The sequence below is a fragment of the Staphylococcus sp. aM genome (assembly GCF_052975125.1).
On record NZ_CP121447.1, the window covers coordinates 703,286 to 727,990 of the forward strand.

A 24,705-nucleotide genomic window follows, 5' to 3' on the forward strand; every position below is an offset into this window, starting at 1 on the left:
AATAAGTTATGGCTAAATTACAAATTACCCTCACTCGTAGTGTTATTGGTCGTCCTGAAACACAACGTAAAACTGTTGAAGCTTTAGGTCTTAAAAAGACTAATAGTTCAGTAGTTGTTGAAGATAACCCTGCTATTCGTGGGCAAATCAACAAAGTTAAACATTTATTAACAGTAGAAGAAAAATAATTAAGGAGGTGCCGACATGAAATTACATGAGTTAAAACCAGCAGAAGGTTCACGTAAAGAACGAAACCGTGTAGGTCGTGGTGCAGCAACTGGTAATGGTAAAACAAGTGGCCGTGGACATAAAGGTCAAAAAGCACGTTCAGGTGGTAAAGTAAGACCTGGATTTGAAGGTGGACAATTACCATTATTCCGTCGTTTACCAAAACGTGGTTTCACTAACATAAATCGTAAAGAATATGCTATTGTTAACTTAGACCAACTTAATCAATTCGAAGATGGTACTGAAGTAACTCCAGCTTTATTAGTAGAATCTGGTGTTGTTAAGAACGAAAAATCTGGTATCAAAGTACTAGGTAACGGCTCACTAGATAAAAAATTAACAGTGAAAGCTCATAAGTTCTCAACTTCAGCAGCAGAAGCTATTGATGCTAAAGGTGGAGCACACGAGGTGATCTAATGTTTCAAACGCTTGTGAGCTTCTTTAAAACTAAAGAAGTTCGAAACAAGATTTTCTTCACTCTAGCAATGTTAGTGATCTTTAAGATTGGGACTTATATTCCAGCTCCTGGAGTAAATCCTAATGCTTTTGATCAAGCAGCAAAAGGTTCTCAAGGTGTCACTGATTTACTTAACACTTTCGGTGGTGGAGCCTTGAAGAACTTTTCAATATTTGCGATGGGAATCATGCCATACATTACCGCATCTATTGTAATGCAATTATTACAGATGGATATTGTTCCTAAGTTCTCTGAATGGGCTAAACAAGGTGATGTAGGTAGAAGAAAAATCAACAATGTAACACGTTATTTCGCTATTATTTTAGCATTCATTCAGTCAATAGGTATGTCGTTCCAATTCAATAACTTATATGGTGGCCGCTTAATTGTAAGTCATTCTGTATATAGTTATTTATTGATTGCACTAACTTTAACAGCAGGAACTGCATTCTTGATATGGCTTGGTGACCAAATCACTCAGTTTGGTGTTGGTAATGGTATTTCACTTATCATCTTTGCAGGTATTTTATCAACGTTACCATCAAGTATCATTCAAGCAGGCCAACAAGCATTTGTAGGTCAAGAAGATACGTCTTTAGCTTGGTTGAAAATAGTAGCACTCATTGTTGCATTAGTACTGTTAACAGTAGGTGCAATATTTGTACTTGAAGCGAAACGTAAAATTCCTATTCAATATGCAAAGAAACAAACAGCTCAACGATTAGGTTCACAAGCAACTTATCTACCTTTAAAAGTTAACTCAGCTGGTGTTATTCCTGTTATCTTTGCGATGGCATTTTTCTTATTACCAAGAACGTTGACGCTATTTTTCCCTAAAGCTGAATGGGCACAACAAATAGCTGATACAGCAAATCCATCAAGCAACATAGGAATGGTTATCTATATTGTATTAATCATTGCATTTGCATATTTTTATGCATTTGTTCAAGTTAATCCAGAAAAAATGGCTGACAACCTTAAGAAACAAGGTAGTTATGTCCCAGGAATTCGTCCTGGTGAACAAACAAAAAAATATATTACTAAAGTGCTTTATCGATTAACATTTGTTGGCTCTATTTTCTTAGCTGTCATTGCAATTTTACCGATATTAGCGACTAAGTTTATGGGCTTACCAAGATCAATTCAAATTGGTGGTACAAGCTTACTTATCGTTATCGGTGTTGCTATAGAGATTATGAAATCATTAGAAGCGCAAGTAAATCAAAAAGAGTATAAAGGCTTTGGTGGTAGATAATTTGTAGGAGGGCACTTATGAATATCATTTTAATGGGCTTACCTGGTGCAGGTAAAGGAACTCAAGCGAGTGAAATTGTTAAGAAATTCCCAATACCACACATATCTACTGGTGACATGTTCAGAAAAGCGATTAAAGATGAAACTGATTTAGGTAAAGAAGCTAAATCGTACATGGATCGTGGAGAATTAGTCCCTGATGAAGTTACTGTGGGTATCGTTAAAGAAAGAATTTCTGAAGACGATGCAAAAAAAGGATTTTTATTAGATGGATTCCCTAGAACAATCGATCAAGCAGAAGCTTTAAATTCAATTATGGCTGAACTTGATAGAAATATTGATGCTGTCATCAATATTGAAGTTCCAGAGGAAGAACTAATGAATCGTCTTACAGGTCGTCGTATCTGTGAGAATTGTGGTACAACTTATCATCTTGTATTTAATCCTCCAAAAGTTGAAGGTATCTGTGATCTTGATGGCGGTAAATTATATCAACGTGAAGATGATAATCCGGAAACTGTTTCAAATCGTTTGAAAGTCAATGTTAAACAATCAAAACCTATATTAGAATACTATGATAATAAAGGTGTATTAAAAAATATTGATGGTTCAAAAGATATTGAAGAGGTTACTACTGATGTCATTGATATCTTAGACCAATTACAATAGATCAACTTTTACGATCTATGTTGATGTGAATGTTTACTAACACTGTAATATACAATTTAATATGAGTGACAAATAACGATAATTAATTCCCGTAATTTTTGTTAAACTTATTAAAGCTAGTCACTAATAGATTCGTATCGTTGAAGTTGTCTATTGACGATAACCTTACTATTGCAAAAAGGGGGAAGTTAATCAATGGCTAAACAAGATGTTATTGAATTAGAAGGTACTGTATTAGATACTTTACCAAACGCAATGTTTAAAGTAGAATTAGAAAATGGTCATGAAATTTTAGCACATGTAAGTGGAAAAATTAGAATGAACTACATTCGAATTCTACCTGGCGACAAAGTAACTGTTGAGATGTCTCCGTATGATTTATCACGCGGTAGAATTACTTATCGTTATAAATAATCGTCACTCCATAATATAGGGAGGTATTAAAATGAAAGTAAGACCATCAGTAAAACCAATTTGCGAAAAATGTAAAGTCATTAAACGTAAAGGTAAAGTAATGGTAATTTGTGAAAATCCAAAACACAAACAAAGACAAGGTTAATAAAAGAGAGGTGTAAATGTATATGGCACGTATTGCAGGAGTGGATATTCCACGTGAAAAACGCGTTGTTATTTCTTTAACTTATGTATATGGTATCGGTACTTCTACTGCGAAAAAAATCGTTGAAGAAGCTAACGTATCAGCAGACACTCGCGTAAAAGATTTAACTGACGATGAATTAGGTCGCATCCGTGAAGTAGTTGATAGCTACAAAGTAGAAGGTGACTTACGTCGTGAGCAAAACTTAAACATTAAACGTTTAATGGAAATTTCATCATACCGTGGTATTCGTCACCGTCGTGGCTTACCAGTTCGCGGTCAAAAAACTAAAAACAACGCTCGTACGCGTAAAGGCCCAGTTAAAACTGTAGCGAACAAGAAAAAATAATCGGTAAAGGAGGCAAATAATAAATGGCACGTAAACAAGTATCTCGTAAACGTAAAGTGAAAAAGAATATTGAAAGTGGTGTTGCACACATCCGTTCAACATTCAATAATACAATTGTAACGATTACTGACGAATTCGGTAATGCATTATCTTGGTCATCAGCTGGTGCATTAGGATTCAAAGGATCTAAAAAATCAACACCATTCGCAGCGCAAATGGCGTCTGAAACAGCTTCTAAAACAGCTATGGAACATGGTTTAAAAACTGTAGAAGTAACAGTTAAAGGACCTGGACCAGGCCGTGAATCAGCTATCCGTGCATTACAATCAGCAGGACTTGAAGTAACAGCAATCAGAGACGTTACTCCAGTACCACATAATGGTTGTCGTCCACCAAAACGTCGTCGCGTCTAATTTATGGTTGTGTTGTTACAGGTCACTGAGCAAACAGTATAAATCAAGTCGACGTATTTAAGGAGGATATTTGTAAATGATAGAAATCGAAAAACCTAGAATTGAGACAATTGAAATTAGTGAAGATGCTAAATTCGGTAAGTTCGTTGTTGAACCACTTGAACGTGGCTACGGTACTACACTAGGAAACTCCTTACGTCGTATCCTACTATCTTCATTACCAGGATCAGCAGTTAAGTACATCGAAATTGAAGGCGTGTTACACGAATTCTCAGCAGTAGATAATGTTGTTGAAGATGTATCTACTATTATTATGAACATCAAAAAGCTAGCATTAAAAATCTATTCTGAAGAAGATAAAACTTTAGAAATCGATGTTAAGGATGAAGGTGAAGTTACTGCAAGTGATATTACTCACGACAGTGATGTAGAGATTTTAAATCCTGAACTTAAAATTGCTACTGTTTCTAAAGGTGGACATTTAAAAGTTCGTCTTGTTGCTAATAAGGGTAGAGGTTACGCATTAGCTGAAACAAATAATACTAGTGATTTACCAATTGGTGTAATTCCAGTAGATTCACTATATTCACCTGTAGAACGTGTTAACTATACAGTTGAAAACACACGTGTAGGTCAAAGTAGTGATTTTGATAAATTAACTTTAGATGTTTGGACTAATGGTTCAATCACTCCTCAAGAATCAGTATCATTAGCAGCAAAAATAATGACTGAACACTTGAATATCTTTGTAGGTCTAACTGATGAAGCACAAAATGCTGAAATCATGATCGAAAAAGAGGAAGATCAAAAAGAAAAAGTATTAGAAATGTCTATTGAAGAACTAGACTTATCTGTACGTTCTTATAACTGCTTGAAACGCGCAGGAATCAATTCTGTACAAGAGTTAGCTGATAAATCTGAAGCTGACATGATGAAAGTGCGTAATTTAGGTCGTAAATCTCTTGAAGAAGTAAAATATAAATTAGAAGATTTAGGATTAGGATTAAGAAAAGAAGATTGATAAAGGAGGTTAACTCATGGGTTACAGAAAATTAGGTCGTACTTCTGATCAACGTAAAGCTATGTTACGTAACTTAGCTACTTCACTTATCGTAAGTGAGCGTATTGAAACTACAGAAGCTCGTGCAAAAGAAGTTCGCAGTGTTGTTGAGAAATTAATCACTTTAGGTAAAAAAGGAGATTTAGCTTCTCGTCGTAATGCAGCTAAAACATTACAAAATGTTGAAATCTTAAACGAAGATGAAACTACTCAAACTGCTCTTCAAAAATTATTCGGTGAAATCGCTGAACGTTATACAGACCGCCAAGGTGGTTATACTCGTATTCTTAAAGAAGGCCCTCGACGTGGTGACGGTGCTGAATCAGTAATTATCGAATTAGTATAATTTAATTATAAATACACTAACTACTTATATATAAAGCAAATGAGTGCAACGATAATATCTGCCACATACAGACATTGTCTAGCTCAGAGTACCCCATCAAACTAAATATTAAATTAAAGCGTGAACTCAACAAAACTGATGGGGTGCGCGCTTTTTTATTTTAAGCTGAGATATTTATATCCTCAGCTTTTTTTAATACTTCATTGATAGAAATACAAAATGCTTTTAATCATAATGAACACGTATACATATGATATTAAATAATGTAAAATGTTAAAGGTAACTAAAAATAAGGGGGAATAAAAGTGAAGGAAGAACAAAATATTATAGAATTCAAAAATGTATCTTTTAAATACCAAAGTGATTCTGCCTTCACTTTAAATGACGTGTCATTTCATATTCCTCGAGGCCAATGGACGAGTATTGTTGGTCACAACGGTTCAGGTAAGTCTACTGTTACTAAACTAATGGTAGGCATTGAAGAATCAGATGAAGGACAAATTTTATTTAATCAACATAAAATTGATAAAGATAATATAGCCCAAATAAGAAAACAAATTGGTATTGTTTTTCAGAATCCAGACAACCAATTTGTGGGTGCAATTGTAAAGTATGATGTTGCCTTTGGTTTGGAAAATCATTCAGTACCTTATCACGAAATGCAGGAAAAAGTGACAAGAGCATTGAAACAAGTAGACATGTTAGATTTAGCAGAATACGAACCACATTCTTTATCGGGTGGTCAAAAACAAAGAGTAGCTATTGCTAGTGTTTTAGCATTAAATCCATCCGTCATTATCTTAGATGAAGCTACATCAATGTTAGATCCTGTAGCTAAAACATCATTATTACAATTAGTAAAAGAACTTCAAAAGGAACAACAAATTACAATTATTTCTATTACACATGATTTAGCAGAAACGATGAGTGCAGATAATATTATTGTTATGAATCATGGGAGAATTTATAAACAAGGTAAACCCAATGAAATCTATAATGATGTTGATCAATTAATGAAAATAGGTCTAGAATTACCTTTTGCTATGAAAATGAATCAACTATTGTTTGAAAGTTCATCATTTGTCACATATGAAGGGTTGGTTGATCAATTATGAGTCTAAATATGAATAATGTGAGCTATATTTATCAACCTAAAACACCATATGAGTTTAAAGCCATAAATAACATTTCACTTACTTTTGAACAAGGACATTATTACGCGATTGTCGGACAAACTGGTAGTGGTAAATCAACATTGATTCAACATATCAATGCACTTCTAAAGCCAACAAATGGGTCAATAGAATTTAATGAAAAGCGTATAGACAGAAAAACGAAAGATAAATTTTTAAGACCTATACGTAAACATGTAGGTATGGTTTTCCAATTTCCAGAATCACAACTTTTTGAAGATACTGTAGAAAAGGAAATTGAATTTGGACCGAAAAATTTCAATATGAATGTACAAAAAGTGAAAGACACAGCTTTTGATATGTTATTAGAACTTGGTTTTTCACGAAATGTCATGTCTTTATCACCGTTTCAAATGTCGGGTGGTCAAATGAGAAAATTAGCATTAGTTTCTATTTTAGCTATGGATCCTGATATAATCGTTGTCGATGAACCAACTGCAGGTCTAGACCCTAAAAGTAGACTTCAAGTTATGACTTTACTTAAAAAATTGCAAACTGAACAGCATAAGACAATTATACTAGTGACTCATGACATGAATGATGTTGCTAAATATGCTGAAGAAATCATCGTTATGCAAAAAGGTGAGGTAAAGGCTATTGAAAATCCTAGAACGCTTTTCAGTCGCCCTGAAACACTTAATCAATGGCATATCACTATGCCTGATGTTGTTTGTTTACAACATGACTTTGAAACGAAATATAATACAAAATTACCAACCACTGCTTTAACAGAAGAAGAGTTTGTAGAGTTGTACAAGGAGTGGCAAAATGAAAAATAAATTAATAATTGGACGCTACCTTCCTAGCAATTCATTTATTCATCATTTAGATCCAAGATCAAAACTGATATTTGTATTTATTTTTATTATTTTTATATTTTTATGCCATTCCTTTGGTACATATGCATGGTTGTTTATATTGATTTTATTAATTGTGAGAATGGCTAAAATTAATTTTATGTTTTTAATTAAAGGACTAACACCAATATTTGTCTTTTTAATATTTACATTTTTAATGCACTTATTCTTTACAAAAGGTGGTACAGTTCTTTTACATTGGCACTTTATCACTATTGAAAGTAATGGTATTTTAGAAGGCGTTTATATTTCCTTACGCTTAATTTTCATTGTTATGATAGCGACTGTAATGACACTTTCAACAAGTCCTATTGATTTGACAGATGCGTTTGAAAAATTATTAACACCATTAAAATGGTTGAAACTACCAGTACATCAATTAAGTATGATGATGTCTATCGCATTAAGATTCATACCAACGCTTATGGATGAACTTGATAAAATTATTTTAGCGCAAAAATCTAGAGGCTCTGAAATAAGTTCTGGAGGCGTTGTTACAAGAATTAAAGCATTCATTCCATTGATGATTCCATTGTTCATTTCTGCCTTTCAAAGAGCAGAGGAATTAGCGATTGCTATGGAAGTAAGGGGATATGATGCATACGCAGAAAGAACGAGCTACAGACTACTTCAGTGGCGTCTGAGAGATACATTGATATTGTTACTATTAATTCCTATATTAGGTGTATTATTGTTAATTAAATTTATGGGAGTGTAAATGATTGCGTATTTTAGTAGAAATAGAATATCAAGGTAACCAATTTTTAGGATTTCAAATTCAACAACAAGGTAGAACTGTGCAACAGCAATTTGAAAAAATACTAAAAAGAATGCACAAACGCCATATACGTATACACCCTTCTAGTCGTACTGATAGAGGTGTACATGCGTACCAACAATATTTTCATTTTGATACAGAATTACAAATTGAAAATAGTAAATGGCAATATGCAATGAATAGTGCATTACCAGATGATATATATGTGAAATCTGTTCAACACGTCGATGAAGATTTTCATTGCAGATATGATTGTGTAGGCAAACGGTATCGATATAAAGTTTATCAAGCTAAGCATCGGGATCCATTTCAAAGTGGGTTGAAAACCTATATAGCAGATTCATTAGACTTAAATCAGATGAATGAAGCTGCAAAACGATTTATAGGTACTCACGACTTTACTGGATTCTGTTCACAAAAAACAGAAGTAGAGAGTAAGGTGAGAACCTTATACCAAAGTGAAATCGTAAAAACAGATGAAGGCTTCGATTACATCGTTACTGGATCAGGCTTCTTATATAATATGGTTCGTGTACTAGTCGCCTTTTTAATAGAAGTAGGAAAAGGTAAAAGATCTCCAGAAGAAATCCCACAATTACTAGAGGAGAAAAATAGAAATAAAATACCTTTTACTGCGCCATCTGAAGGGCTATATTTAGAAAAAGTTTATTTATCAGATAAAGCATTAATTAAAGATTTTGGAGACGAAATTAAAATACATTATAAAAAATCATTACAAAATGATTGAATTGCATTGACAAAAGGCCTATGAAATTATAAGATTATTAACGGTATTGTTTTATATCCACCCCACGATAAGCCCCGGAATCTTATTGTGTTACAAGATATATAAGCAAAATAGAACAACAGTTAACAAAATAAATGAAATCTACGCTTTAAATCGTAACAATTTTTAAATCAAACCAAATAGAATATAGACATTACGGAAGTAACTATTGTTAATCAAGTTTGTCTAGAGTCTAAAACGAAGCATTTATTTTTAGGAGGACAATTATTATGCGTCAAACATTTATGGCAAATGAATCAAACATTGAGCGCAAATGGTATGTTATCGATGCTGAAGGCCAAACATTAGGTCGTTTATCATCAGAAGTAGCATCTATCTTACGCGGTAAAAATAAAGTAACTTATACACCACACGTTGATACAGGTGATTATGTAATCATTATCAACGCTTCAAAAATTCAATTCACTGGTAATAAAGAACAAGACAAAATGTATTACCGTCACTCAAATCACCCAGGTGGTTTAAAATCTATTTCTGCTGGTGAATTAAGAAGAACTAACCCAGAACGTTTACTTGAAACTTCAATTAAAGGTATGCTACCAAGTAGTCGTTTAGGCGAAAAACAAGGTAAAAAATTATTTGTATATGGTGGCGCTGAACATCCACACGCTGCACAACAACCAGAAAACTACGAGTTACGTGGTTAATTAGAAGGAGGAAATTACATTGGCACAAGTTGAATATAAAGGCACAGGCCGTCGTAAAAACTCAGTAGCACGTGTACGTTTAGTACCAGGTGAAGGTAACATCAAAGTTAACAACCGTGACGTACGTGACTACTTACCATTTGAATCATTAATCTTAGACTTAAACCAACCATTCGATGTTACTGAAACTAAAGGTAACTATGACGTTTTAGTTAACGTTCACGGTGGTGGATTCACAGGACAAGCACAAGCTATCCGTCACGGAATCGCTCGTGCATTATTAGAAGCAGATCCTGAATACAGAGGTTCTTTAAAACGCGCTGGATTATTAACACGTGACCCACGTATGAAAGAACGTAAAAAACCAGGTCTTAAAAAAGCTCGTCGTTCACCTCAATTCTCAAAACGTTAATATTGCCAAGCTTGTTGCGAACTTGTTCGCAAACAAATTGGTTTACCATTAATAGAGCGAAAAGCACTTCTCGAAAGTTCGAGAAGTGCTTTTTTGTGTTGTTTAAAGATAATATTAATTATAAATATTTCTTGAAAGTAACGTTACGTTATCCCTTATGTTAGTTGTAAGGAGGTAAAAATCATATGTACAATATAAAATTAATTAGATCTGATGAAGTATATAGACAACTTGTTAGTATGGAAAAAGATAAAAGAAACAAATATTTTAAAAAGAAAGTACTTAGAGAGTTTGAAATGAAGTTTCAAATACAGCAGATACCTTTTGATAAAGAGTGCAGTAATAATTTTGATATATTTTCATATTTAGGCCAATCGCATATTATTCCTAGTGAGATTAAATTAAATGACATAGACAAGATAAAAGAAATGGATAACCAATTTTGGAATGATTGTGAACATTCAATAAAGCGTGCAATACATCGATTTGAAATGTCTGATGTTCAACCTAAAATAAAAGAATATATATTTACAGCTTTATTAGGTGATGAAAATAAACCCACTATGTTCTTGAATCAAAATTATGTTGGTGATGGGGGCATACCAGGGTACATTATTCTATCATTAGTACCTAATAGTTATACATTAAGTAGAGTTAAAAGTGCAATTGCTCATGAAATTAATCATAATATTAGATATCAATATGTTGATTGGGATGGTGGTTCATTAGCAGAATTAATTGTAGCTGAAGGTTTAGCAGAAAATTTTGTAGAATCATTATATGGTACAGATTATATAGGTCCATGGGTAACATCAACAGACTGGAATAAGAACCAAAAATTAATCAAAAATCTTATAAAGAATAATTTGTCTATTAATAATATTTTTGAATCAACTCCTTATTTATACGGTGACGAAATTTCAAAATCATATGGAGGCGAACCAATGGGGATACCATACGCTGCTGGTTATACATGTGGGTATTACTTAATAAAATATTATTTAGAAAAAACAAAATGTAGTATTGAAAAAGCAACAATCAAATCAGCTGATGAAATTTTAAGTGAGGTGGAAGCGTTTTGGAATACCAATATAGTTTAAAAGAAATCATGAAAATAACAGGGGTAACCAAAAGAACACTACATTATTATGATGAAATTGCATTATTGAAAGTTAAAAAGAATGGAAGTAATCATAGAATATATTCTCAAAAAGATTTAGTGAAGTTACAAAAAATAATATTATTAAAAAGCATGGATATGAGTATTAAAGATATAAGTAAAGTTATCAATAAAAGTGATAGCGAATTGAAAATGGTATTAAAAAAGCAGAAAGAAATTTTAAATAGAAAAATAGAAAGTTTAGAAAATACAAAGAGTGCAGTTGAACAGTATATTAAAGATGTTCCAATTACAGAAATTAATGAATTGAATAATATAGCTTTTAAGGAATATCAGGAAGAAGCAAAAATAAAATATGGACATACAGATATTTATAAAGAATTCGTCATATCAAACGGTGAAAATCTATTTAAAGAAGAAAAAATGAAAGAGTTTGAAGAGATTTTCCAAAAATTTAATAAGCTATCTTTAAATAAAATAGATGTTGAGGATGCTTATGAAGTTGTGTATGAGTGGAAAGAGTTTATGAATCAAATTGGACTTATGGATAATCAATTGCTTTGTTTAATAGCAGATACATATCAAAGCGATGAAAGATTTAATAATTATTTTAAAAAATACGAAAATCCATATATAACTGAGTATATTTCTCAATCAATCAACTATCATTTATCATAATTGTCATAGTGAACAAGCACTTCTCGAAAGTTCGAGAAGTGCTTGTTTGTTATTTATTTAATTCTGAAACGACATTTATCATATCATCATTAATGACCAAAGAAGCATGAGCATCATAAGGTGTATAATCTTTATTGATAATAATTAAATTGTCACCTTTGAAATTGGATATGAGCCCTGCTGCAGGTTGTACGACTAAAGAAGAGCCTAGTACAACTAATGTGTCTGCATTTTCAATTTTCTGTAATGCACGCATTATAACATTTTGATCCAACATTTCTCCGTATAATACGATGTCAGGACGAATTGTAGCGCCACAAATATCACATTGCTTTAATTGTCTTTCAATAACATCCTTTTTAGAATATTGATGGTGACATTGATTACAATAAAAGGTGTTTAGTGACCCATGTAACTCATCTACATATTTACTACCTGCGTCCGAATGGAATCCATCGATATTTTGTGTGATGACACCTAAAGATTTTTCGTCATGTTCTAATTGTGCGATCCAATGATGAACTATATTTGGTGACTTATCTATATACATTAGTCTTTTATGACAAAAATTAATAAAACCTTTTGGATCATCTTGTAAATAATCACGACTTAGTAAGTATTCTGGAGAGTAACCTTCTTTAGATATTTCATCGAATAATCCGCCCATAGAGCGAAAGTCAGGTACACCACTTGCTACCGAAACGCCAGCACCTGTAAAAAATACAATGTTGCTAGAATGATTTAGTATATTTTTTAAAGATTCAATTTTATTATTCAAAAAGACACCTCATTTTTATAAAAATTTATCTATACTTTAACTTTATCTCAATCACAAAAACACTTTACAATGATATTATAATAATAAACCTATCGATATTGAAGACACCTGTAATTTAATAAAGTTCAATATAAGATGGAATTTACATAAAACTAGCATGGTAAACATTAGTAGAGTCACAGTGAGTAATATATGTTTAACTATCATTATATTACAATCAATGATACATTATAGAGCCTAATTAAGGAGGCAAAATAAGGTGAATAAGCACGACAGATTAGATGCGATTGCAAAATTAGTAAATAAAAAAGGAACTGTAAGAACCAATGAAATAGTAGACGGATTAAATGTTTCAGATATGACTGTAAGAAGAGATCTAGTAGAACTTGAAAATCAAGGCATTTTGACGAAAATACATGGTGGTGCACGTAGTAATTCTACTTTTCAATATAAAGAGATGTCACATAAAGAAAAGCACACACATCAGATGGAAGAAAAAAGATATATTGCTAAAAAAGCTATTTCATTAATAGAAGATGGAGATACTTTATTTTTAGGTCCTGGAACTACTGTAGAAATTTTAGCTGAAGAAATGAATCATCATTCTCTAACCATCATTACGAATTGCTTGCCTGTATACAAAATATTATTAGAGAAGCAAACAACTAATTTTCGTGTCTACTTATTAGGCGGAGAAATGCGACATTTGACCGAAGCATTTGTAGGTGAAATGACTAATACCATACTTGAAAAGCTACGTTTTAGTAAAATGTTCTTTAGTAGCAATGGTGTTAATAATGGTGCTGTCATGACATCTTCAATGGATGAAGCATATACGCAACAACTAGCCTTAGAACATTCGATTGAGAAGTATTTGTTAATCGACCATTCGAAAGTTGGAAAAGAAGACTTTACATCTTTTTGTCATTTAGATGATTTGACAGCAGTAGTGATGGACGTAACTGATTCTGAAAAGTTAGACCAAATTAAATCATATATTGAAGTTGTTGAATAATATTAAAATGAACCAAAACCTTGAATCAATCGATTCAAGGTTTTTTATTTTTGTTCATAAATTCAACATTTTCAAGTAGTTTTTCACACATTAATGTGTGATATTCACACAATTTAATTATAAATGTTTGAATAAACTATGAATTCAAACAAAATAGCAACATATTATGTTGAATTAATGTTTGATTACGTTTATAATTTAAACATGAAGATTTGAAAGCCTTTTCTCTAATTTTTGAAAGTCGCTTTTAATTAATAAATCAAAAAGGAGATTTTTTATGACAATCATTATTGGATCAGATGTTGATGGTAAACGTTTAAAAGATTTAATTAAAACATACCTAGTTGAAAAGAATTTCGATATTTTAGACGTAACAGAAGGTAAAGAATTAGATTTTGTTGATTCTACACTTGCCATAGCGAAAGAAGTACAAAAGAACGATGACAATTTAGGAATTGCTATCGATGCTTTTGGTGTAGGTAGCTTTATGACTGCTACAAAAATTAAAGGCATGATTGCTGCAGAAGTATCAGATGAAAGATCTGCTTATATGACAAGAGGTCATAATAATTCAAAAATGATCACTATGGGTTCAGAAATTGTTGGGGATACTTTAGCCAAAAATGTAGTTAAGGGATTCGTAAATGGTCATTATGATGGCGGACGTCATCAAATACGTGTAGATATGCTTAATAAAATGTGCTAATTAAAGGAGGATAAAAAATGAAGATAGCTTTAGGTTGCGATCATATAGTAACTGATACAAAAATGGAAGTTTCACAATTCTTAAAATCAAAAGGTCATGAAGTCATTGACGTTGGTACTTATGATTTTACACGAACACATTATCCAATCTTCGGTAAAAAAGTAGGAGAACAAGTCACTAGTGGGAATGCAGATTTAGGTATTTGTATTTGCGGAACAGGTGTAGGAATAAATAATGCAGTAAACAAAGTTCCAGGAGTAAGAGCAGCACTTGTACGTGATATGACATCAGCACTATACGCTAAAGAAGAACTCAATGCAAATGTTATTGGTTTCGGTGGGAAAATCATTGGTGAACTATTAATGTGCGATATTATTGAAGCATTTATCGATGCTAAATATAAACCAACTGAAAAAAGTGAAAAGTTAATTGCAAAAATTAAACATTTAGAAACGCATAATGCAGATCAAGCAGATCCTCATTTCTTCGATGAATTTTTAGAAAAATGGGACAAAGGCGAGTATCACGATTAAAGGACGACGCATATGATATTAACACTAACATTAAATCCATCTGTAGATATTTCATATGCAATTGAAGCGTTTCATCTAGATACAGTTAATCGAGTTTCAAATATCGATAAGACAGCAGGCGGTAAAGGTCTTAATGTGACACGTGTATTAAATCAATTAAGTGAACCTGTTACTGCTAGTGGTTTAATAGGTGGTCCATTAGGAGATTTTATTGAAAATCAATTAGATGATTCACAAATTAAACATTCGTTTTTCAAAATTAATGATGCAACGAGAAATTGTATTGCTGTACTACATCAAGGAAAGCAAACAGAGATTTTAGAACAAGGTCCAACAATAAGTGAAGAAGAAAGTTCTGATTTTTTAAATCACGTTGATACATTAATTAAAAAAATGGACGTCGTAGCGATATCAGGTAGCTTACCAAAGGGATTAAATCTGGATTATTATTCAAAGATTATTGAGAAATGTCATGAACATCAATTACCAGTCATACTTGATAGCTCTGGAGACACATTGATGACATCTATACACTCTCCATTTAAACCAACAGTTATTAAACCTAATATAGATGAACTATATCAACTTTTAAACCAACCAGTTGATGAGAGTATTGAAGGACTTAAGAAAGCACTAAATAACCCAATTTTCAATGATATCGAATGGGTTATTGTGTCATTAGGTGCCAAAGGTATGTTTGCTAAGCATCATAATCAATATTACAAAGTTAATATTCCATCTATAGAAGTATTAAATCCAGTTGGTTCGGGTGACTCTACAGTGGCTGGAATCGCTGCTGCATTGTTAAATCATGAGAGTGATGAACAACTACTTAAAAAGGCGAATACTTTAGGTATGCTAAATGCTCAAGAATCACGTACTGGATACGTCAATTTAAATAATTATGATGATTTGTATCATCAAATTGAATTATTAGAGGTGTAAATAATGGTAAAAACTCAAAATAAAACGGCAGCAATTTCACAATTAAGTAATGAGCAAGGTGTTATTTCAGCACTTGCATTTGACCAACGTGGTGCTTTAAAACGTATGATGGCTAAATATCAAACTGGTGAGCCAACAGTTGAACAAATTGAACAATTAAAAGTTTTAGTAGCAGAAGAATTAACTCAATACGCTTCATCTATCTTACTTGACCCAGAGTATGGTTTACCAGCAACAGAAGCAAGAAATAAAAATTGTGGTTTATTATTAGCTTACGAAAAAACTGGTTACGACGTAAATGCTAAAGGCCGTTTACCAGATTGTTTAGTTGAATGGTCAGCAAAACGCTTAAAAGAACAAGGTGCAGATGCAGTTAAATTCTTATTATATTATGACGTTGATGATGAAGAACAGATCAATATTCAAAAACAAGCTTATATTGAAAGAATCGGTTCAGAATGTGTAGCAGAAGACATTCCATTCTTCTTAGAAGTTTTATCATATGATGACAATATTGCAGATAATGGCAGTGTTGAATTTGCAAAAGTAAAACCTAGAAAAGTGAACGAAGCTATGAAATTATTCTCAGAACCTCGATTCAACGTTGATGTATTAAAAGTAGAAGTACCTGTAAATATGAAATATGTTGAAGGATTTGCAGACGGAGAGGTTGTTTATACAAAAGAAGAAGCGGCACAACATTTCAGAGATCAAGAGGCTGCAACAAATTTACCATACATTTATTTAAGTGCTGGTGTATCTGCAGAATTATTCCAAGAAACATTAAAATTTGCACATGAAGCAGGTGCTAAATTTAATGGTGTACTTTGTGGACGTGCTACTTGGGCAGGTGCTGTTCAAGTATATATTGAGCAAGGTGAAGCGGCAGCACGTGAGTGGTTAAGAACAACTGGATTTAAAAATATCGACGATCTTAACAAAGTACTTACAAAAACAGCAACATCTTGGAAATAAATGATATTGATTTGAGGGGAGTATAACGCTCATGAATAGAGAAGAAGTACAATTAATTGGATTTGAAATTGTGGCATTTGCAGGAGATGCACGATCTAAGTTTTTAGAAGCATTAACAGCTGCACAAAATAAAGATTTTGACAAAGCAGAAGCTTTAATTGAAGAAGGTAAAAGCCTTATAGCAGATGCACACAAAGCTCAAACTAGTCTTTTAGCTAAAGAAGCTCAAGGAGAAGATATCGCATATAGTGTGACAATGATGCACGGTCAAGACCATTTAATGACAACGATTTTATTAAAAGATGTCATGTCACATTTAATAGAATTATATAAAAGAGGGTGAAGACCTTGATGAAAAAGTTAATTGCTCAAATTGAGAAGGGTAAACCATTTTTTGAAAAATTATCAAGAAACATTTATTTAAGAGCTATCCGTGATGGATTTATTTCAGCAATGCCTGTCATCTTATTCTCAAGTTTATTTTTACTAATCGCTTTTGTACCTAACGTATTTGGTTTCAAATGGGATAAAGAGATGGAAGGCATCTTGATGAAACCATATAACTATACAATGGGACTTGTAGCATTACTCGTAGCTGGAACGACAGCTAAATCACTTACAGATTCATACAATCGTAAGCTTGAAAGTACTAACCAAATCAACTTTATTTCAACAATGCTTGCGTCAATCTGTGGTTTCTTATTCTTAGCAGCCGATCCTGCTAAAGAAGGCGGATTTTTAAATGCATTTTTAGGAACTAAAGGATTATTAACTGCCTTTATATCAGCATTTATCACAGTTATTGTTTATAACTTCTTTATTAAACGTGATATTACTATCAAAATGCCTAAAGAAGTACCACCGAATATTTCACAAGTATTCAAAGATATTTTTCCATTTTCAGCAGTTATTTTAATTTTATATGGTATTGATTTAACAATTAGAGCGACTATTAAAACGAATGTTGCAGAAGCGGTACTTAAAGTATTTGAACCGTTATTTACAGCAGCTAATGGTTGGATTGGAATAACAATCATCTTTGGTGCCTTTGCATTATTCTGGTTTGTAGGTATCCATGGTCCTTCCATCGTAGAACCTGCAATTGCTGCCATTACATATGCAAATATTGAAGCTAACTTTAAGTTAATTCAAGCTGGTGAACATGCAAATAATGTTATTACATCAGGTACACAAATGTTTATCGTAACAATGGGTGGTACTGGTGCCACATTAGTTGTTCCATTTATGTTTATGTGGGTAGCTAAATCTAAACGTAACAGAGCTATTGGTAGAGCATCTGTTGTACCAACATTCTTTGGTGTAAATGAGCCGATCTTGTTTGGTGCTCCATTAGTTTTAAACCCAGTATTCTTTATACCTTTTGTATTAACACCAATTGTAAACGTATGGATCTTTAAATTCTTCGTTGATGTTTTAGGAATGAATAGTTTCTCAGTTAACTTACCATGGACTACTCCAGCGCCTTTAGGTATCGTCATGGGTACACAATTTGCACTGTTATCATTTGTTCTTGCAGTAGTATTAATCGTTGTTGATATCATTATCTATTATCCATTCTTAAAAGTGTATGATAATGAAATTTTAGAAGAAGAAGCCGGCATTAAGGAAAGTAATAGTGAGTTACAAGATAAAGTAGCAGCTAATTTCGATACTAAAAAGGCAGACGCTATTTTAGCATCACATTCAAATAAAGGTACTGAAACTAAAGCAGACTTAACAAACAATATTAAAGAACAAACAAATGTATTAGTCCTATGTGCAGGTGGAGGAACAAGTGGATTATTAGCTAATGCTTTAAATAAAGCAGCTGAAGAATTTAATGTTCCTGTCAAAGCTGCAGCTGGTGGCTACGGTGCACATATGGATATTATGAAAGATTATCAGTTAATTATTTTAGCCCCTCAAGTGGCTTCCAACTATGAAGATATCAAACAAGACACTGACAAATTAGGTATCAAGTTAGTTAAAACTCAAGGTGTTGAGTATATTAATTTAACGCGTGATGGACAAGCAGCACTAGCATTTGTACAAAAACAATTTGAAGATTAGATAGGAGCGTTTTTCATAATGACTAAAAAATTACCTGAAGATTTTATTTTTGGTGGAGCGACTGCCGCATATCAAGCTGAAGGAGCAACTCAAACGGATGGTAAAGGGCGTGTCGCATGGGATACTTATCTAGAAGAAAATTACTGGTATACTGCAGAACCTGCAAGTGATTTTTATCATCGCTATCCAGTGGATTTAGAATTAAGTGAAAAATTTGGTGTGAATGGTATTCGTATATCTATCGCATGGTCTAGAATTTTCCCAAATGGTTATGGAGAAGTAAATCCAAAAGGTGTTGAATATTACCATAAACTATTTGCCGAATGCCATAAGCGTCATGTAGAACCATTTGTTACATTACATCATTTCGATACACCTGAAGTACTTCACAAAGATGGTGACTTTTTAAATCGTAAAACGATTGACTATTTTGTAGATTATGCAGAATTCTGCTTTAAAGAGTTCCCTGAAGTAAAATACTGGACAACATTTAATGAAATTGGTCCTATTGGAGATGGTCAATACTTAGTTGGGAAGTTCCCTCCAGGTATAACATATGACTTTGGAAAAGTATTTCAATCTCATCACAACATGATGGTGGCACATGCCAAAGCAGTGAAGCTATTTAAAGATGGAGGATATAACGGCGAAATTGGTGTTGTACATGCATTACCAACTAAATATCCTTTAGATCCTAACAATCCAGAAGATGTTAAAGCAGCAGAATTAGAAGATATCATTCATAATAAATTCATTTTAGATGCAACATATTTAGGTAAATATTCAAGAGAAACTATGGAAGGCGTTCAACATATACTTTCTGTGAACGGTGGCAAATTAGATATCACAGATGAAGATTACCGAATTTTAGATGCAGCTAAAGATTTAAATGACTTCCTAGGTATTAACTATTATATGAGTGATTGGATGAAAGCTTACGATGGAGAATGTCTAATTACACATAACTCAACTGGAGATAAAGGTGGATCAAAATACCAATTAAAAGGTGTCGGACAAAGAGAGTTTGATGTCGATGTACCAAGAACAGATTGGGATTGGATGATTTACCCACAAGGTTTATATGACCAAATTATGCGTGTTGTCAAAGACTATCCAAATTATCATAAAATCTATATCACTGAAAATGGTTTAGGTTATAAAGATGAATTTATAGAATCTGAAAAAACAGTTCATGATGATGCACGTATTGATTATATTAAACAACATTTAAATGTTATCTCAGATGCAATAGCTGATGGTGCTAATGTTAAAGGTTATTTCTTATGGTCATTAATGGATGTGTTCTCATGGTCAAATGGTTATGAAAAACGATATGGATTATTCTATGTAGATTTTGATACACAAGAACGTTATCCAAAGAAAAGTGCTTATTGGTACAAACAATTAGCTGAAACAAGAGAAATTAAATAGAGTATTTTTTACAAGGTGTATCATTGCGATGCACCTTGGTTTTTTATGTGCGAAATTTGAAAAAATACTATATACTGAATGAAATATATGAAAAAGAGGTAACTTTATGAAGTCAAAATGGCTACTAATGATTAGTGTTTTAATCATTGCATTGATTATAGTTGCATCAGTGATATTCGTTCGTCAACATCACGCAACAAAAGTAGATACAGAACATTTTAAACAATCACATATTGGTACAATATTCGTGCATGGTTATGGTGGTAGTGAAAACTCAGAAAAATATATGGTAAACCAAGCTGTCAAACAAGGTGTAACTAATAATGTCATCACAGCAAGGGTATCAAAGGATGGCAATGTCAATTTTAAGGGGAATCTTAAAGACAATGCTTCAAATCCTATAATCAAAGTAGAGATGGAAGATAATAAAAATGGTGACACTGAACAAAACGCTAAAAATATCAAAAATGTGTTAGCAAATCTTAAATCCAAATATAAGATTGATAAATATAATTTTGTAGGACACTCAATGGGGAATTTATCATTTGCATACTTTATGAAAATGTATGGTACAGATAAAGACTTACCTCAATTAAATAAAGAGGTTAATATTGCTGGGACATTCAATGGCGTTTTAAATTTAAACGAAAAGGTAAATGAAATTACGGTTGATCAAAATGGTAAGCCAAGTAAAATGACTGATAATTACAAAGCATTATTATCTCTTAAAGATAGTTATAAAAATAAAGATATTAAAGTATTAAATATATTTGGAGACTTAAAAGATGGAACACATTCTGATGGGCGTGTTTCAAATGCTTCATCTCAATCTTTAAAATATTTAATAGGAGATTCGGTGAGTAGTTATAAAGAATCTAAATATACTGGAAAGTCAGCACAACATAGCCAATTACATGAAAATAAACAAGTAGCCAATGAAATAATAGATTTTCTTTGGTCTAAATAAGAAAAAGGTACAATTTCCATACGTACAAATCGAACCTTTCTATTTATAGGTAGAAAGGTTCGATAATGTATTCAATTGGATATTGTACCTTTATTTTTATAATTTCTCATGTTTTACTATATTCCATTACTAGTTCTAATAATCTTTTACGATTGGCTTCTCCATATACATGCGGCAAGATCATTATTTCGTCAACATGATAATCCTTCTTCAGTTGCTTTAGCTGGGTAGCTACTTGATATGGTGAACCGCTAATCACACGGTTTGCGTTGGATGACTTCTTCTTAAGTTCTCTATCAGTCCATTGTCGATTTATAACTGTATCAATTGAAGGGTAAGATTTAGGCTGATTAGCATAAAAAATCCTAATTAACCACAAATGAAAGGCATTTAGTAATTGATTGGTTTTGTCTAGGTTTTCTCCGGTAACAACAAACGTTGCTAATATGACATATGGTTTGACTCGGTCTCCATAGTGCTGATATATAGTAGATTTATATGTTTTAATAGCCGCTTGAAGGTGATGTGATGCTTGACCCATCTGTGCTATGACAAAAGGCAAGCCTTTTCTACCTGCTAGTTTCGCACTTCGTTCACTCATTCCAAGGATAAACATTTCAGGATAACTATTGATTTGTGGCGTTGCAATTAAAGTTTGAAAGCGATGTGGTTGAGTAACATCTTCAGTAAAATATTTTTGTAAATCGTTTAATTGGGTTTCGAATTGTAGTGGTTGAGTTTTATTTTCGTTCAATGCTGCAAAAACATTTGGGTAGCTTTTAGAACGGCCTAAAGCTAAATCAACACGTTGAGGATGTCGTGCTTCCATAATTTTAAACTGTTCTGCTACTTTATACGGACTATAGTGTGGAATCATGATACCACCACTTCCAATACGTATATGTGTCGTTTGTTCTAACAGAGCCATCATAATCATCTCTGGCGCACTAGATGCTACTGATAAAACTTGGTGATGTTCTGCTACCCAATACCTTTCATATCCTAGCTTTTCTGCAAGTTGTGCTAATTCGATACTATGATTCAGTGCATCAGTAGCATTTCTATTTTCAAAAATAGGCACATAATCTAAAATACTTAGTTTCATGATTGAATACATCTCCAACTTTTTCTCATTTATTGATTCATATTATACAGTTCGAACAAAATGATTGCGACATCTTGAACTGAGGTATTATGGTAATAACTATAAATTGAAAAAGGATGATTCGATGAATAATGAACAAATTAATTTCAATAAATATCCTGATGGCATGCCACAGGATGATACATTTAAATACGAGGAAATAGACATTAAAAATCCAAAAAATGGTGAAATACAATTAAAAACTTTATATATTTCAGTTGATCCTTATATGAGAGGCAGAATGTCACAAGGAGACTCCTATGTTCAACCATTTGAAGTTGGCCAACCAATTGTAAGTCATATCGTTGCTCAAGTAACTGCTTCAGAAGCGGATGGGTTCCAAGAAGGCGATATTGTTACTGGTATGTTGCCTTGGAGAAAATATAATACAGTAACTAGTGACAAAGTTAATATAGTGCCGTCTACAGAAGTACCACTAGAATTATATTTAAGCGTACTAGGTATGCCAGGTCAAACAGCTTATCATGGTTTATTAGATATTGGACGCCCACAAGAAGGTGAAACGGTTGTGGTTTCAGCAGCATCAGGCGCAGTAGGTTCTGTGGTAGGTCAAATCGCTAAGATCAAAGGTTGTCGTGTGGTAGGCATCGCTGGTGGTCCTGATAAAGTAAATTATTTAACGGATACATTGGGTTTTGATGCTGGTATTGATTACAAAGATAAACAATTCGCTGAGAATTTAGCACAAGCATTACCAGATGGTGTGGATGTATATTATGAAAATGTTGGTGGAACTATTGCAGATGAAGTATTTAAACATCTTAATCGCTTTGCACGTGTGCCAGTGTGTGGTGCTATTTCTTCATATAATCACCCGGAAGATGACATTGGTCCAAGAATACAAGGCACATTAGTTAAAAAACAAGCCATGATGAGAGGTTTCTTAGTTGCCGAATTTGCAAATGATTTTAAAAATGCGAGCGAAACATTAGCACAATGGGTTCATGAAGATAAAATAAAAACGCAAACAACTGTGGCGAATGGGTTTGATAAAGTACCTGAAGCATTTAGAAATCTTTTTACAGGTGACAATTTCGGTAAGCAAGTGATTAAAGTAGCAGATCCTGAATAAAAAAGTAGATGTTAAATTACGAGGCAGACAGTTTTATTTAAAATCAATTTGAGGTGATTGCAGCATGAAAGCAATAGGGTTTGATCAACCATTTAACTTAGACGAAGGAAATCAATTTAAAACATATGACATAGACCTGCCGCAGCCAAATAGCACAGAAATTTTAGTAAAAGTAAAAAGTATTAGTGTAAATCCTGTAGATACTAAACAAAGACAATTGACAGTATCACATCCACCAAGAATTTTAGGATTTGATGCAGTTGGTACAGTTGAAGCAATTGGAAATAATGTGTCTATGTTTGAAGTAGGAGATAGAGTGTTTTATTCAGGTTCTCCTAGTCAACATGGTTCCAATGCTGAATATCAAGTAATTGATGAACAGTTAGTCGCACATGCACCTGAAAATATTACAAATGAACAAGCTGCAAGTTTACCGTTAACAGGTCTTACAGCATCAGAAACGTTGTTTGATTGTTTCAATATTTCAGATAACCCAAAGGATAATAAAGGTAAGACTATATTAATTATTAATGGTGCTGGTGGTGTAGGCAGTATTGCAACACAAATTGCAAGTCACTATGGTTTACAAGTGATTACGACTGCGTCCAGAGATGAAACAGAGAAATGGTGTTACGACATGGGGGCAGACATCGTTATCAATCATAAAAAAGATTTAAAACAACAATTAAATCAACAAAGTATTGAAGAAGTAGATTATATATTCTGTACATTTAATTCTGATATGTATTACGAAACGATGATTGATTTAATTAAACCAAGAGGACATATCGCGACAATTGTAGCATTTAATGAAAAACAAGATTTAAATCTACTTAAGTCTAAAAGTATTTCATTTTCTCATGAGTTTATGTTTGCAAGACCTGTTCATCAAACTAATGATATGATTAAGCATCATGATTACTTAAAAGATATTACAACGAAAATAGAGCAAGGTATCTACCAACCAACTACTACAAAAGTGATTGAAGGATTAACAGTAGACAATCTATACAAAGCACATCAAACATTAGAAAGTCATACAATGATAGGAAAGTTGGTAATTAACATTTAATTATTAGTGAGAAAATAACTTCGAAAAATAGTGTTTTAGAACAAGTAATCATTTATTTAATTAAGCAAATGATACTGGATAGTAAACACTATATTATCTGGAATCATTA

31 protein-coding genes are annotated in these 24,705 nt (G+C 32.7%); 29 read left to right on the plus strand and 2 right to left on the minus strand.

The annotated features are described in order from the left end of the window. Nucleotides 1-8 precede the first annotated feature (8 nt). The 18 genes from rpmD (at nt 9) to P7F85_RS03405 (ending at nt 11,867) form a co-directional block, all read left to right on the plus strand. Entirely contained in the window at nt 9-188 is a 180-nt protein-coding gene (gene rpmD, locus P7F85_RS03320) for a 50S ribosomal protein L30 (protein WP_001096576.1), read from the plus strand. Nucleotides 189-204: 16 nt separating this feature from the next. After that, complete coding sequence (rplO, locus tag P7F85_RS03325) at nt 205-645, plus strand: 50S ribosomal protein L15 (RefSeq protein WP_002450513.1); 441 nt, start codon at nt 205-207, stop codon at nt 643-645. Beyond that, nucleotides 645-1,940 carry a preprotein translocase subunit SecY gene (gene secY, locus P7F85_RS03330; RefSeq protein WP_447158564.1) on the plus strand — a complete coding sequence of 432 codons (1,296 nt, stop codon included), beginning with the start codon at nt 645-647 and terminating at the stop codon, nt 1,938-1,940. The genes rplO and secY overlap by 1 nt, the downstream gene beginning before the upstream one ends. Before the next feature lie 17 nt (nt 1,941-1,957). Continuing rightward, nucleotides 1,958-2,608 carry an adenylate kinase gene (locus tag P7F85_RS03335; protein ID WP_002450511.1) on the plus strand — a complete coding sequence of 217 codons (651 nt, stop codon included), beginning with the start codon at nt 1,958-1,960 and terminating at the stop codon, nt 2,606-2,608. A 195-nt stretch (nt 2,609-2,803) separates the two neighbouring features. Continuing rightward, on the plus strand, nt 2,804-3,022 hold the full coding sequence (gene infA, locus P7F85_RS03340) for a translation initiation factor IF-1 (RefSeq protein WP_001829792.1): 219 nt from the start codon (nt 2,804-2,806) through the stop codon (nt 3,020-3,022). A 31-nt stretch (nt 3,023-3,053) separates the two neighbouring features. Further along, the gene (gene rpmJ, locus P7F85_RS03345; protein WP_000868342.1) at nt 3,054-3,167 is read left to right on the plus strand and encodes a 50S ribosomal protein L36; all 114 of its coding nucleotides are present in this window, start codon (nt 3,054-3,056) and stop codon (nt 3,165-3,167) included. A 22-nt stretch (nt 3,168-3,189) separates the two neighbouring features. Further along, on the plus strand, nt 3,190-3,555 hold the full coding sequence (rpsM, locus tag P7F85_RS03350) for a 30S ribosomal protein S13 (RefSeq protein WP_002450510.1): 366 nt from the start codon (nt 3,190-3,192) through the stop codon (nt 3,553-3,555). A 23-nt stretch (nt 3,556-3,578) separates the two neighbouring features. Further along, the gene (rpsK, locus tag P7F85_RS03355) at nt 3,579-3,968 is read left to right on the plus strand and encodes a 30S ribosomal protein S11 (protein ID WP_002450509.1); all 390 of its coding nucleotides are present in this window, start codon (nt 3,579-3,581) and stop codon (nt 3,966-3,968) included. 76 nt (nt 3,969-4,044) lie between these two features. Then, the gene (locus P7F85_RS03360) at nt 4,045-4,989 is read left to right on the plus strand and encodes a DNA-directed RNA polymerase subunit alpha (protein ID WP_002450508.1); all 945 of its coding nucleotides are present in this window, start codon (nt 4,045-4,047) and stop codon (nt 4,987-4,989) included. 16 nt (nt 4,990-5,005) lie between these two features. After that, nucleotides 5,006-5,374, plus strand: a complete 369-nt coding sequence (gene rplQ / locus P7F85_RS03365) for a 50S ribosomal protein L17 (protein ID WP_002466473.1) — start codon at nt 5,006-5,008, stop codon at nt 5,372-5,374. A 305-nt stretch (nt 5,375-5,679) separates the two neighbouring features. Further along, nucleotides 5,680-6,489 carry an energy-coupling factor transporter ATPase gene (locus P7F85_RS03370; protein WP_002466476.1) on the plus strand — a complete coding sequence of 270 codons (810 nt, stop codon included), beginning with the start codon at nt 5,680-5,682 and terminating at the stop codon, nt 6,487-6,489. After that, nucleotides 6,486-7,346 carry an energy-coupling factor transporter ATPase gene (locus P7F85_RS03375; RefSeq protein WP_002466498.1) on the plus strand — a complete coding sequence of 287 codons (861 nt, stop codon included), beginning with the start codon at nt 6,486-6,488 and terminating at the stop codon, nt 7,344-7,346. Before P7F85_RS03370 ends, P7F85_RS03375 begins: the two co-directional genes overlap by 4 nt. Beyond that, on the plus strand, nt 7,336-8,142 hold the full coding sequence (locus P7F85_RS03380; RefSeq protein WP_002466501.1) for an energy-coupling factor transporter transmembrane component T family protein: 807 nt from the start codon (nt 7,336-7,338) through the stop codon (nt 8,140-8,142). Before P7F85_RS03375 ends, P7F85_RS03380 begins: the two co-directional genes overlap by 11 nt. Nucleotides 8,143-8,146: 4 nt before the next feature. Then, nucleotides 8,147-8,950: a tRNA pseudouridine(38-40) synthase TruA gene (gene truA / locus P7F85_RS03385; RefSeq protein ID WP_002466509.1), complete on the plus strand. Its 804-nt coding sequence runs from the start codon at nt 8,147-8,149 to the stop codon at nt 8,948-8,950. 269 nt (nt 8,951-9,219) lie between these two features. Beyond that, nucleotides 9,220-9,657: a 50S ribosomal protein L13 gene (rplM, locus tag P7F85_RS03390; protein ID WP_002450502.1), complete on the plus strand. Its 438-nt coding sequence runs from the start codon at nt 9,220-9,222 to the stop codon at nt 9,655-9,657. Nucleotides 9,658-9,676: 19 nt separating this feature from the next. Beyond that, a complete protein-coding gene (gene rpsI, locus P7F85_RS03395; RefSeq protein ID WP_002450501.1) occupies nt 9,677-10,069 on the plus strand; it encodes a 30S ribosomal protein S9 in 393 nt (130 codons plus the stop codon). 185 nt (nt 10,070-10,254) lie between these two features. Beyond that, nucleotides 10,255-11,169 carry a DUF2268 domain-containing protein gene (locus tag P7F85_RS03400; protein WP_002466507.1) on the plus strand — a complete coding sequence of 305 codons (915 nt, stop codon included), beginning with the start codon at nt 10,255-10,257 and terminating at the stop codon, nt 11,167-11,169. Further along, the gene (locus tag P7F85_RS03405; protein ID WP_046464418.1) at nt 11,148-11,867 is read left to right on the plus strand and encodes a MerR family transcriptional regulator; all 720 of its coding nucleotides are present in this window, start codon (nt 11,148-11,150) and stop codon (nt 11,865-11,867) included. Before P7F85_RS03400 ends, P7F85_RS03405 begins: the two co-directional genes overlap by 22 nt. A 49-nt stretch (nt 11,868-11,916) precedes the next feature. Here the strand turns inward: P7F85_RS03405 and P7F85_RS03410 are convergent, their stop codons facing one another. Beyond that, nucleotides 11,917-12,645 carry an NAD-dependent protein deacylase gene (locus tag P7F85_RS03410; RefSeq protein WP_002466505.1) on the minus strand — a complete coding sequence of 243 codons (729 nt, stop codon included), beginning with the start codon at nt 12,643-12,645 and terminating at the stop codon, nt 11,917-11,919. 259 nt (nt 12,646-12,904) lie between these two features. Here P7F85_RS03410 and P7F85_RS03415 point away from each other — a divergent pair, with 259 nt between their 5' ends. The 9 genes from P7F85_RS03415 to P7F85_RS03455 all read left to right on the plus strand — a co-directional run bounded on the left by P7F85_RS03415 (nt 12,905) and on the right by P7F85_RS03455 (nt 21,287). Next, nucleotides 12,905-13,660, plus strand: coding sequence for a DeoR/GlpR family DNA-binding transcription regulator (locus tag P7F85_RS03415; RefSeq protein WP_015364794.1), 756 nt, complete (start codon nt 12,905-12,907; stop codon nt 13,658-13,660). Nucleotides 13,661-13,937: 277 nt separating this feature from the next. Further along, a complete protein-coding gene (gene lacA, locus P7F85_RS03420; protein ID WP_002466484.1) occupies nt 13,938-14,366 on the plus strand; it encodes a galactose-6-phosphate isomerase subunit LacA in 429 nt (142 codons plus the stop codon). A 17-nt stretch (nt 14,367-14,383) separates the two neighbouring features. Next, the gene (gene lacB, locus P7F85_RS03425) at nt 14,384-14,899 is read left to right on the plus strand and encodes a galactose-6-phosphate isomerase subunit LacB (RefSeq protein ID WP_002466506.1); all 516 of its coding nucleotides are present in this window, start codon (nt 14,384-14,386) and stop codon (nt 14,897-14,899) included. 12 nt (nt 14,900-14,911) lie between these two features. Continuing rightward, the gene (gene lacC / locus P7F85_RS03430; RefSeq protein WP_002466488.1) at nt 14,912-15,844 is read left to right on the plus strand and encodes a tagatose-6-phosphate kinase; all 933 of its coding nucleotides are present in this window, start codon (nt 14,912-14,914) and stop codon (nt 15,842-15,844) included. 3 nt (nt 15,845-15,847) lie between these two features. Beyond that, a complete protein-coding gene (gene lacD, locus P7F85_RS03435) occupies nt 15,848-16,819 on the plus strand; it encodes a tagatose-bisphosphate aldolase (RefSeq protein ID WP_002466502.1) in 972 nt (323 codons plus the stop codon). Between the two features lie 31 nt (nt 16,820-16,850). Next, on the plus strand, nt 16,851-17,162 hold the full coding sequence (locus P7F85_RS03440) for a PTS lactose/cellobiose transporter subunit IIA (RefSeq protein ID WP_002450492.1): 312 nt from the start codon (nt 16,851-16,853) through the stop codon (nt 17,160-17,162). Between the two features lie 5 nt (nt 17,163-17,167). Continuing rightward, nucleotides 17,168-18,889, plus strand: coding sequence for a lactose-specific PTS transporter subunit EIIC (locus P7F85_RS03445; RefSeq protein WP_002466517.1), 1,722 nt, complete (start codon nt 17,168-17,170; stop codon nt 18,887-18,889). Nucleotides 18,890-18,907: 18 nt separating this feature from the next. Further along, entirely contained in the window at nt 18,908-20,320 is a 1,413-nt protein-coding gene (gene lacG / locus P7F85_RS03450) for a 6-phospho-beta-galactosidase (protein ID WP_002466520.1), read from the plus strand. Between the two features lie 106 nt (nt 20,321-20,426). After that, a complete protein-coding gene (locus P7F85_RS03455; protein WP_002466493.1) occupies nt 20,427-21,287 on the plus strand; it encodes an alpha/beta hydrolase in 861 nt (286 codons plus the stop codon). A 106-nt stretch (nt 21,288-21,393) separates the two neighbouring features. Here P7F85_RS03455 and P7F85_RS03460 read toward each other — a convergent pair whose 3' ends face one another. Next, nucleotides 21,394-22,392: an LLM class flavin-dependent oxidoreductase gene (locus tag P7F85_RS03460; protein ID WP_019236020.1), complete on the minus strand. Its 999-nt coding sequence runs from the start codon at nt 22,390-22,392 to the stop codon at nt 21,394-21,396. 124 nt (nt 22,393-22,516) lie between these two features. On the opposite strand from P7F85_RS03460, the gene P7F85_RS03465 reads away from it, so the two are divergent. Both P7F85_RS03465 and P7F85_RS03470 read left to right on the plus strand, forming a co-directional pair. Then, entirely contained in the window at nt 22,517-23,524 is a 1,008-nt protein-coding gene (locus P7F85_RS03465) for an NADP-dependent oxidoreductase (RefSeq protein ID WP_031464030.1), read from the plus strand. A gap of 64 nt (nt 23,525-23,588) precedes the next feature. Further along, a complete protein-coding gene (locus P7F85_RS03470) occupies nt 23,589-24,596 on the plus strand; it encodes a zinc-binding alcohol dehydrogenase family protein (protein ID WP_031464029.1) in 1,008 nt (335 codons plus the stop codon). Nucleotides 24,597-24,705 lie beyond the last annotated feature (109 nt).

What these genes read in the sequence shown, in the direction of transcription:
- rpmD (WP_001096576.1), top strand. Translation starts at nt 9, where the DNA reads ATGGCTAAATTACAAATTACCCTCACTCGTAGTGTTATTGGTCGTCCT.
- rplO (WP_002450513.1), top strand. Translation starts at nt 205, where the DNA reads ATGAAATTACATGAGTTAAAACCAGCAGAAGGTTCACGTAAAGAACGA.
- secY (WP_447158564.1), top strand. Translation starts at nt 645, where the DNA reads ATGTTTCAAACGCTTGTGAGCTTCTTTAAAACTAAAGAAGTTCGAAAC.
- P7F85_RS03335 (WP_002450511.1), top strand. Translation starts at nt 1,958, where the DNA reads ATGAATATCATTTTAATGGGCTTACCTGGTGCAGGTAAAGGAACTCAA.
- infA (WP_001829792.1), top strand. Translation starts at nt 2,804, where the DNA reads ATGGCTAAACAAGATGTTATTGAATTAGAAGGTACTGTATTAGATACT.
- rpmJ (WP_000868342.1), top strand. Translation starts at nt 3,054, where the DNA reads ATGAAAGTAAGACCATCAGTAAAACCAATTTGCGAAAAATGTAAAGTC.
- rpsM (WP_002450510.1), top strand. Translation starts at nt 3,190, where the DNA reads ATGGCACGTATTGCAGGAGTGGATATTCCACGTGAAAAACGCGTTGTT.
- rpsK (WP_002450509.1), top strand. Translation starts at nt 3,579, where the DNA reads ATGGCACGTAAACAAGTATCTCGTAAACGTAAAGTGAAAAAGAATATT.
- P7F85_RS03360 (WP_002450508.1), top strand. Translation starts at nt 4,045, where the DNA reads ATGATAGAAATCGAAAAACCTAGAATTGAGACAATTGAAATTAGTGAA.
- rplQ (WP_002466473.1), top strand. Translation starts at nt 5,006, where the DNA reads ATGGGTTACAGAAAATTAGGTCGTACTTCTGATCAACGTAAAGCTATG.
- P7F85_RS03375 (WP_002466498.1), top strand. Translation starts at nt 6,486, where the DNA reads ATGAGTCTAAATATGAATAATGTGAGCTATATTTATCAACCTAAAACA.
- P7F85_RS03380 (WP_002466501.1), top strand. Translation starts at nt 7,336, where the DNA reads ATGAAAAATAAATTAATAATTGGACGCTACCTTCCTAGCAATTCATTT.
- rplM (WP_002450502.1), top strand. Translation starts at nt 9,220, where the DNA reads ATGCGTCAAACATTTATGGCAAATGAATCAAACATTGAGCGCAAATGG.
- P7F85_RS03400 (WP_002466507.1), top strand. Translation starts at nt 10,255, where the DNA reads ATGTACAATATAAAATTAATTAGATCTGATGAAGTATATAGACAACTT.
- lacA (WP_002466484.1), top strand. Translation starts at nt 13,938, where the DNA reads ATGACAATCATTATTGGATCAGATGTTGATGGTAAACGTTTAAAAGAT.
- lacB (WP_002466506.1), top strand. Translation starts at nt 14,384, where the DNA reads ATGAAGATAGCTTTAGGTTGCGATCATATAGTAACTGATACAAAAATG.
- lacC (WP_002466488.1), top strand. Translation starts at nt 14,912, where the DNA reads ATGATATTAACACTAACATTAAATCCATCTGTAGATATTTCATATGCA.
- lacD (WP_002466502.1), top strand. Translation starts at nt 15,848, where the DNA reads ATGGTAAAAACTCAAAATAAAACGGCAGCAATTTCACAATTAAGTAAT.
- P7F85_RS03440 (WP_002450492.1), top strand. Translation starts at nt 16,851, where the DNA reads ATGAATAGAGAAGAAGTACAATTAATTGGATTTGAAATTGTGGCATTT.
- lacG (WP_002466520.1), top strand. Translation starts at nt 18,908, where the DNA reads ATGACTAAAAAATTACCTGAAGATTTTATTTTTGGTGGAGCGACTGCC.
- P7F85_RS03455 (WP_002466493.1), top strand. Translation starts at nt 20,427, where the DNA reads ATGAAGTCAAAATGGCTACTAATGATTAGTGTTTTAATCATTGCATTG.
- P7F85_RS03460 (WP_019236020.1), bottom strand. Translation starts at nt 22,392, where the DNA reads ATGAAACTAAGTATTTTAGATTATGTGCCTATTTTTGAAAATAGAAAT.
- P7F85_RS03465 (WP_031464030.1), top strand. Translation starts at nt 22,517, where the DNA reads ATGAATAATGAACAAATTAATTTCAATAAATATCCTGATGGCATGCCA.
- P7F85_RS03470 (WP_031464029.1), top strand. Translation starts at nt 23,589, where the DNA reads ATGAAAGCAATAGGGTTTGATCAACCATTTAACTTAGACGAAGGAAAT.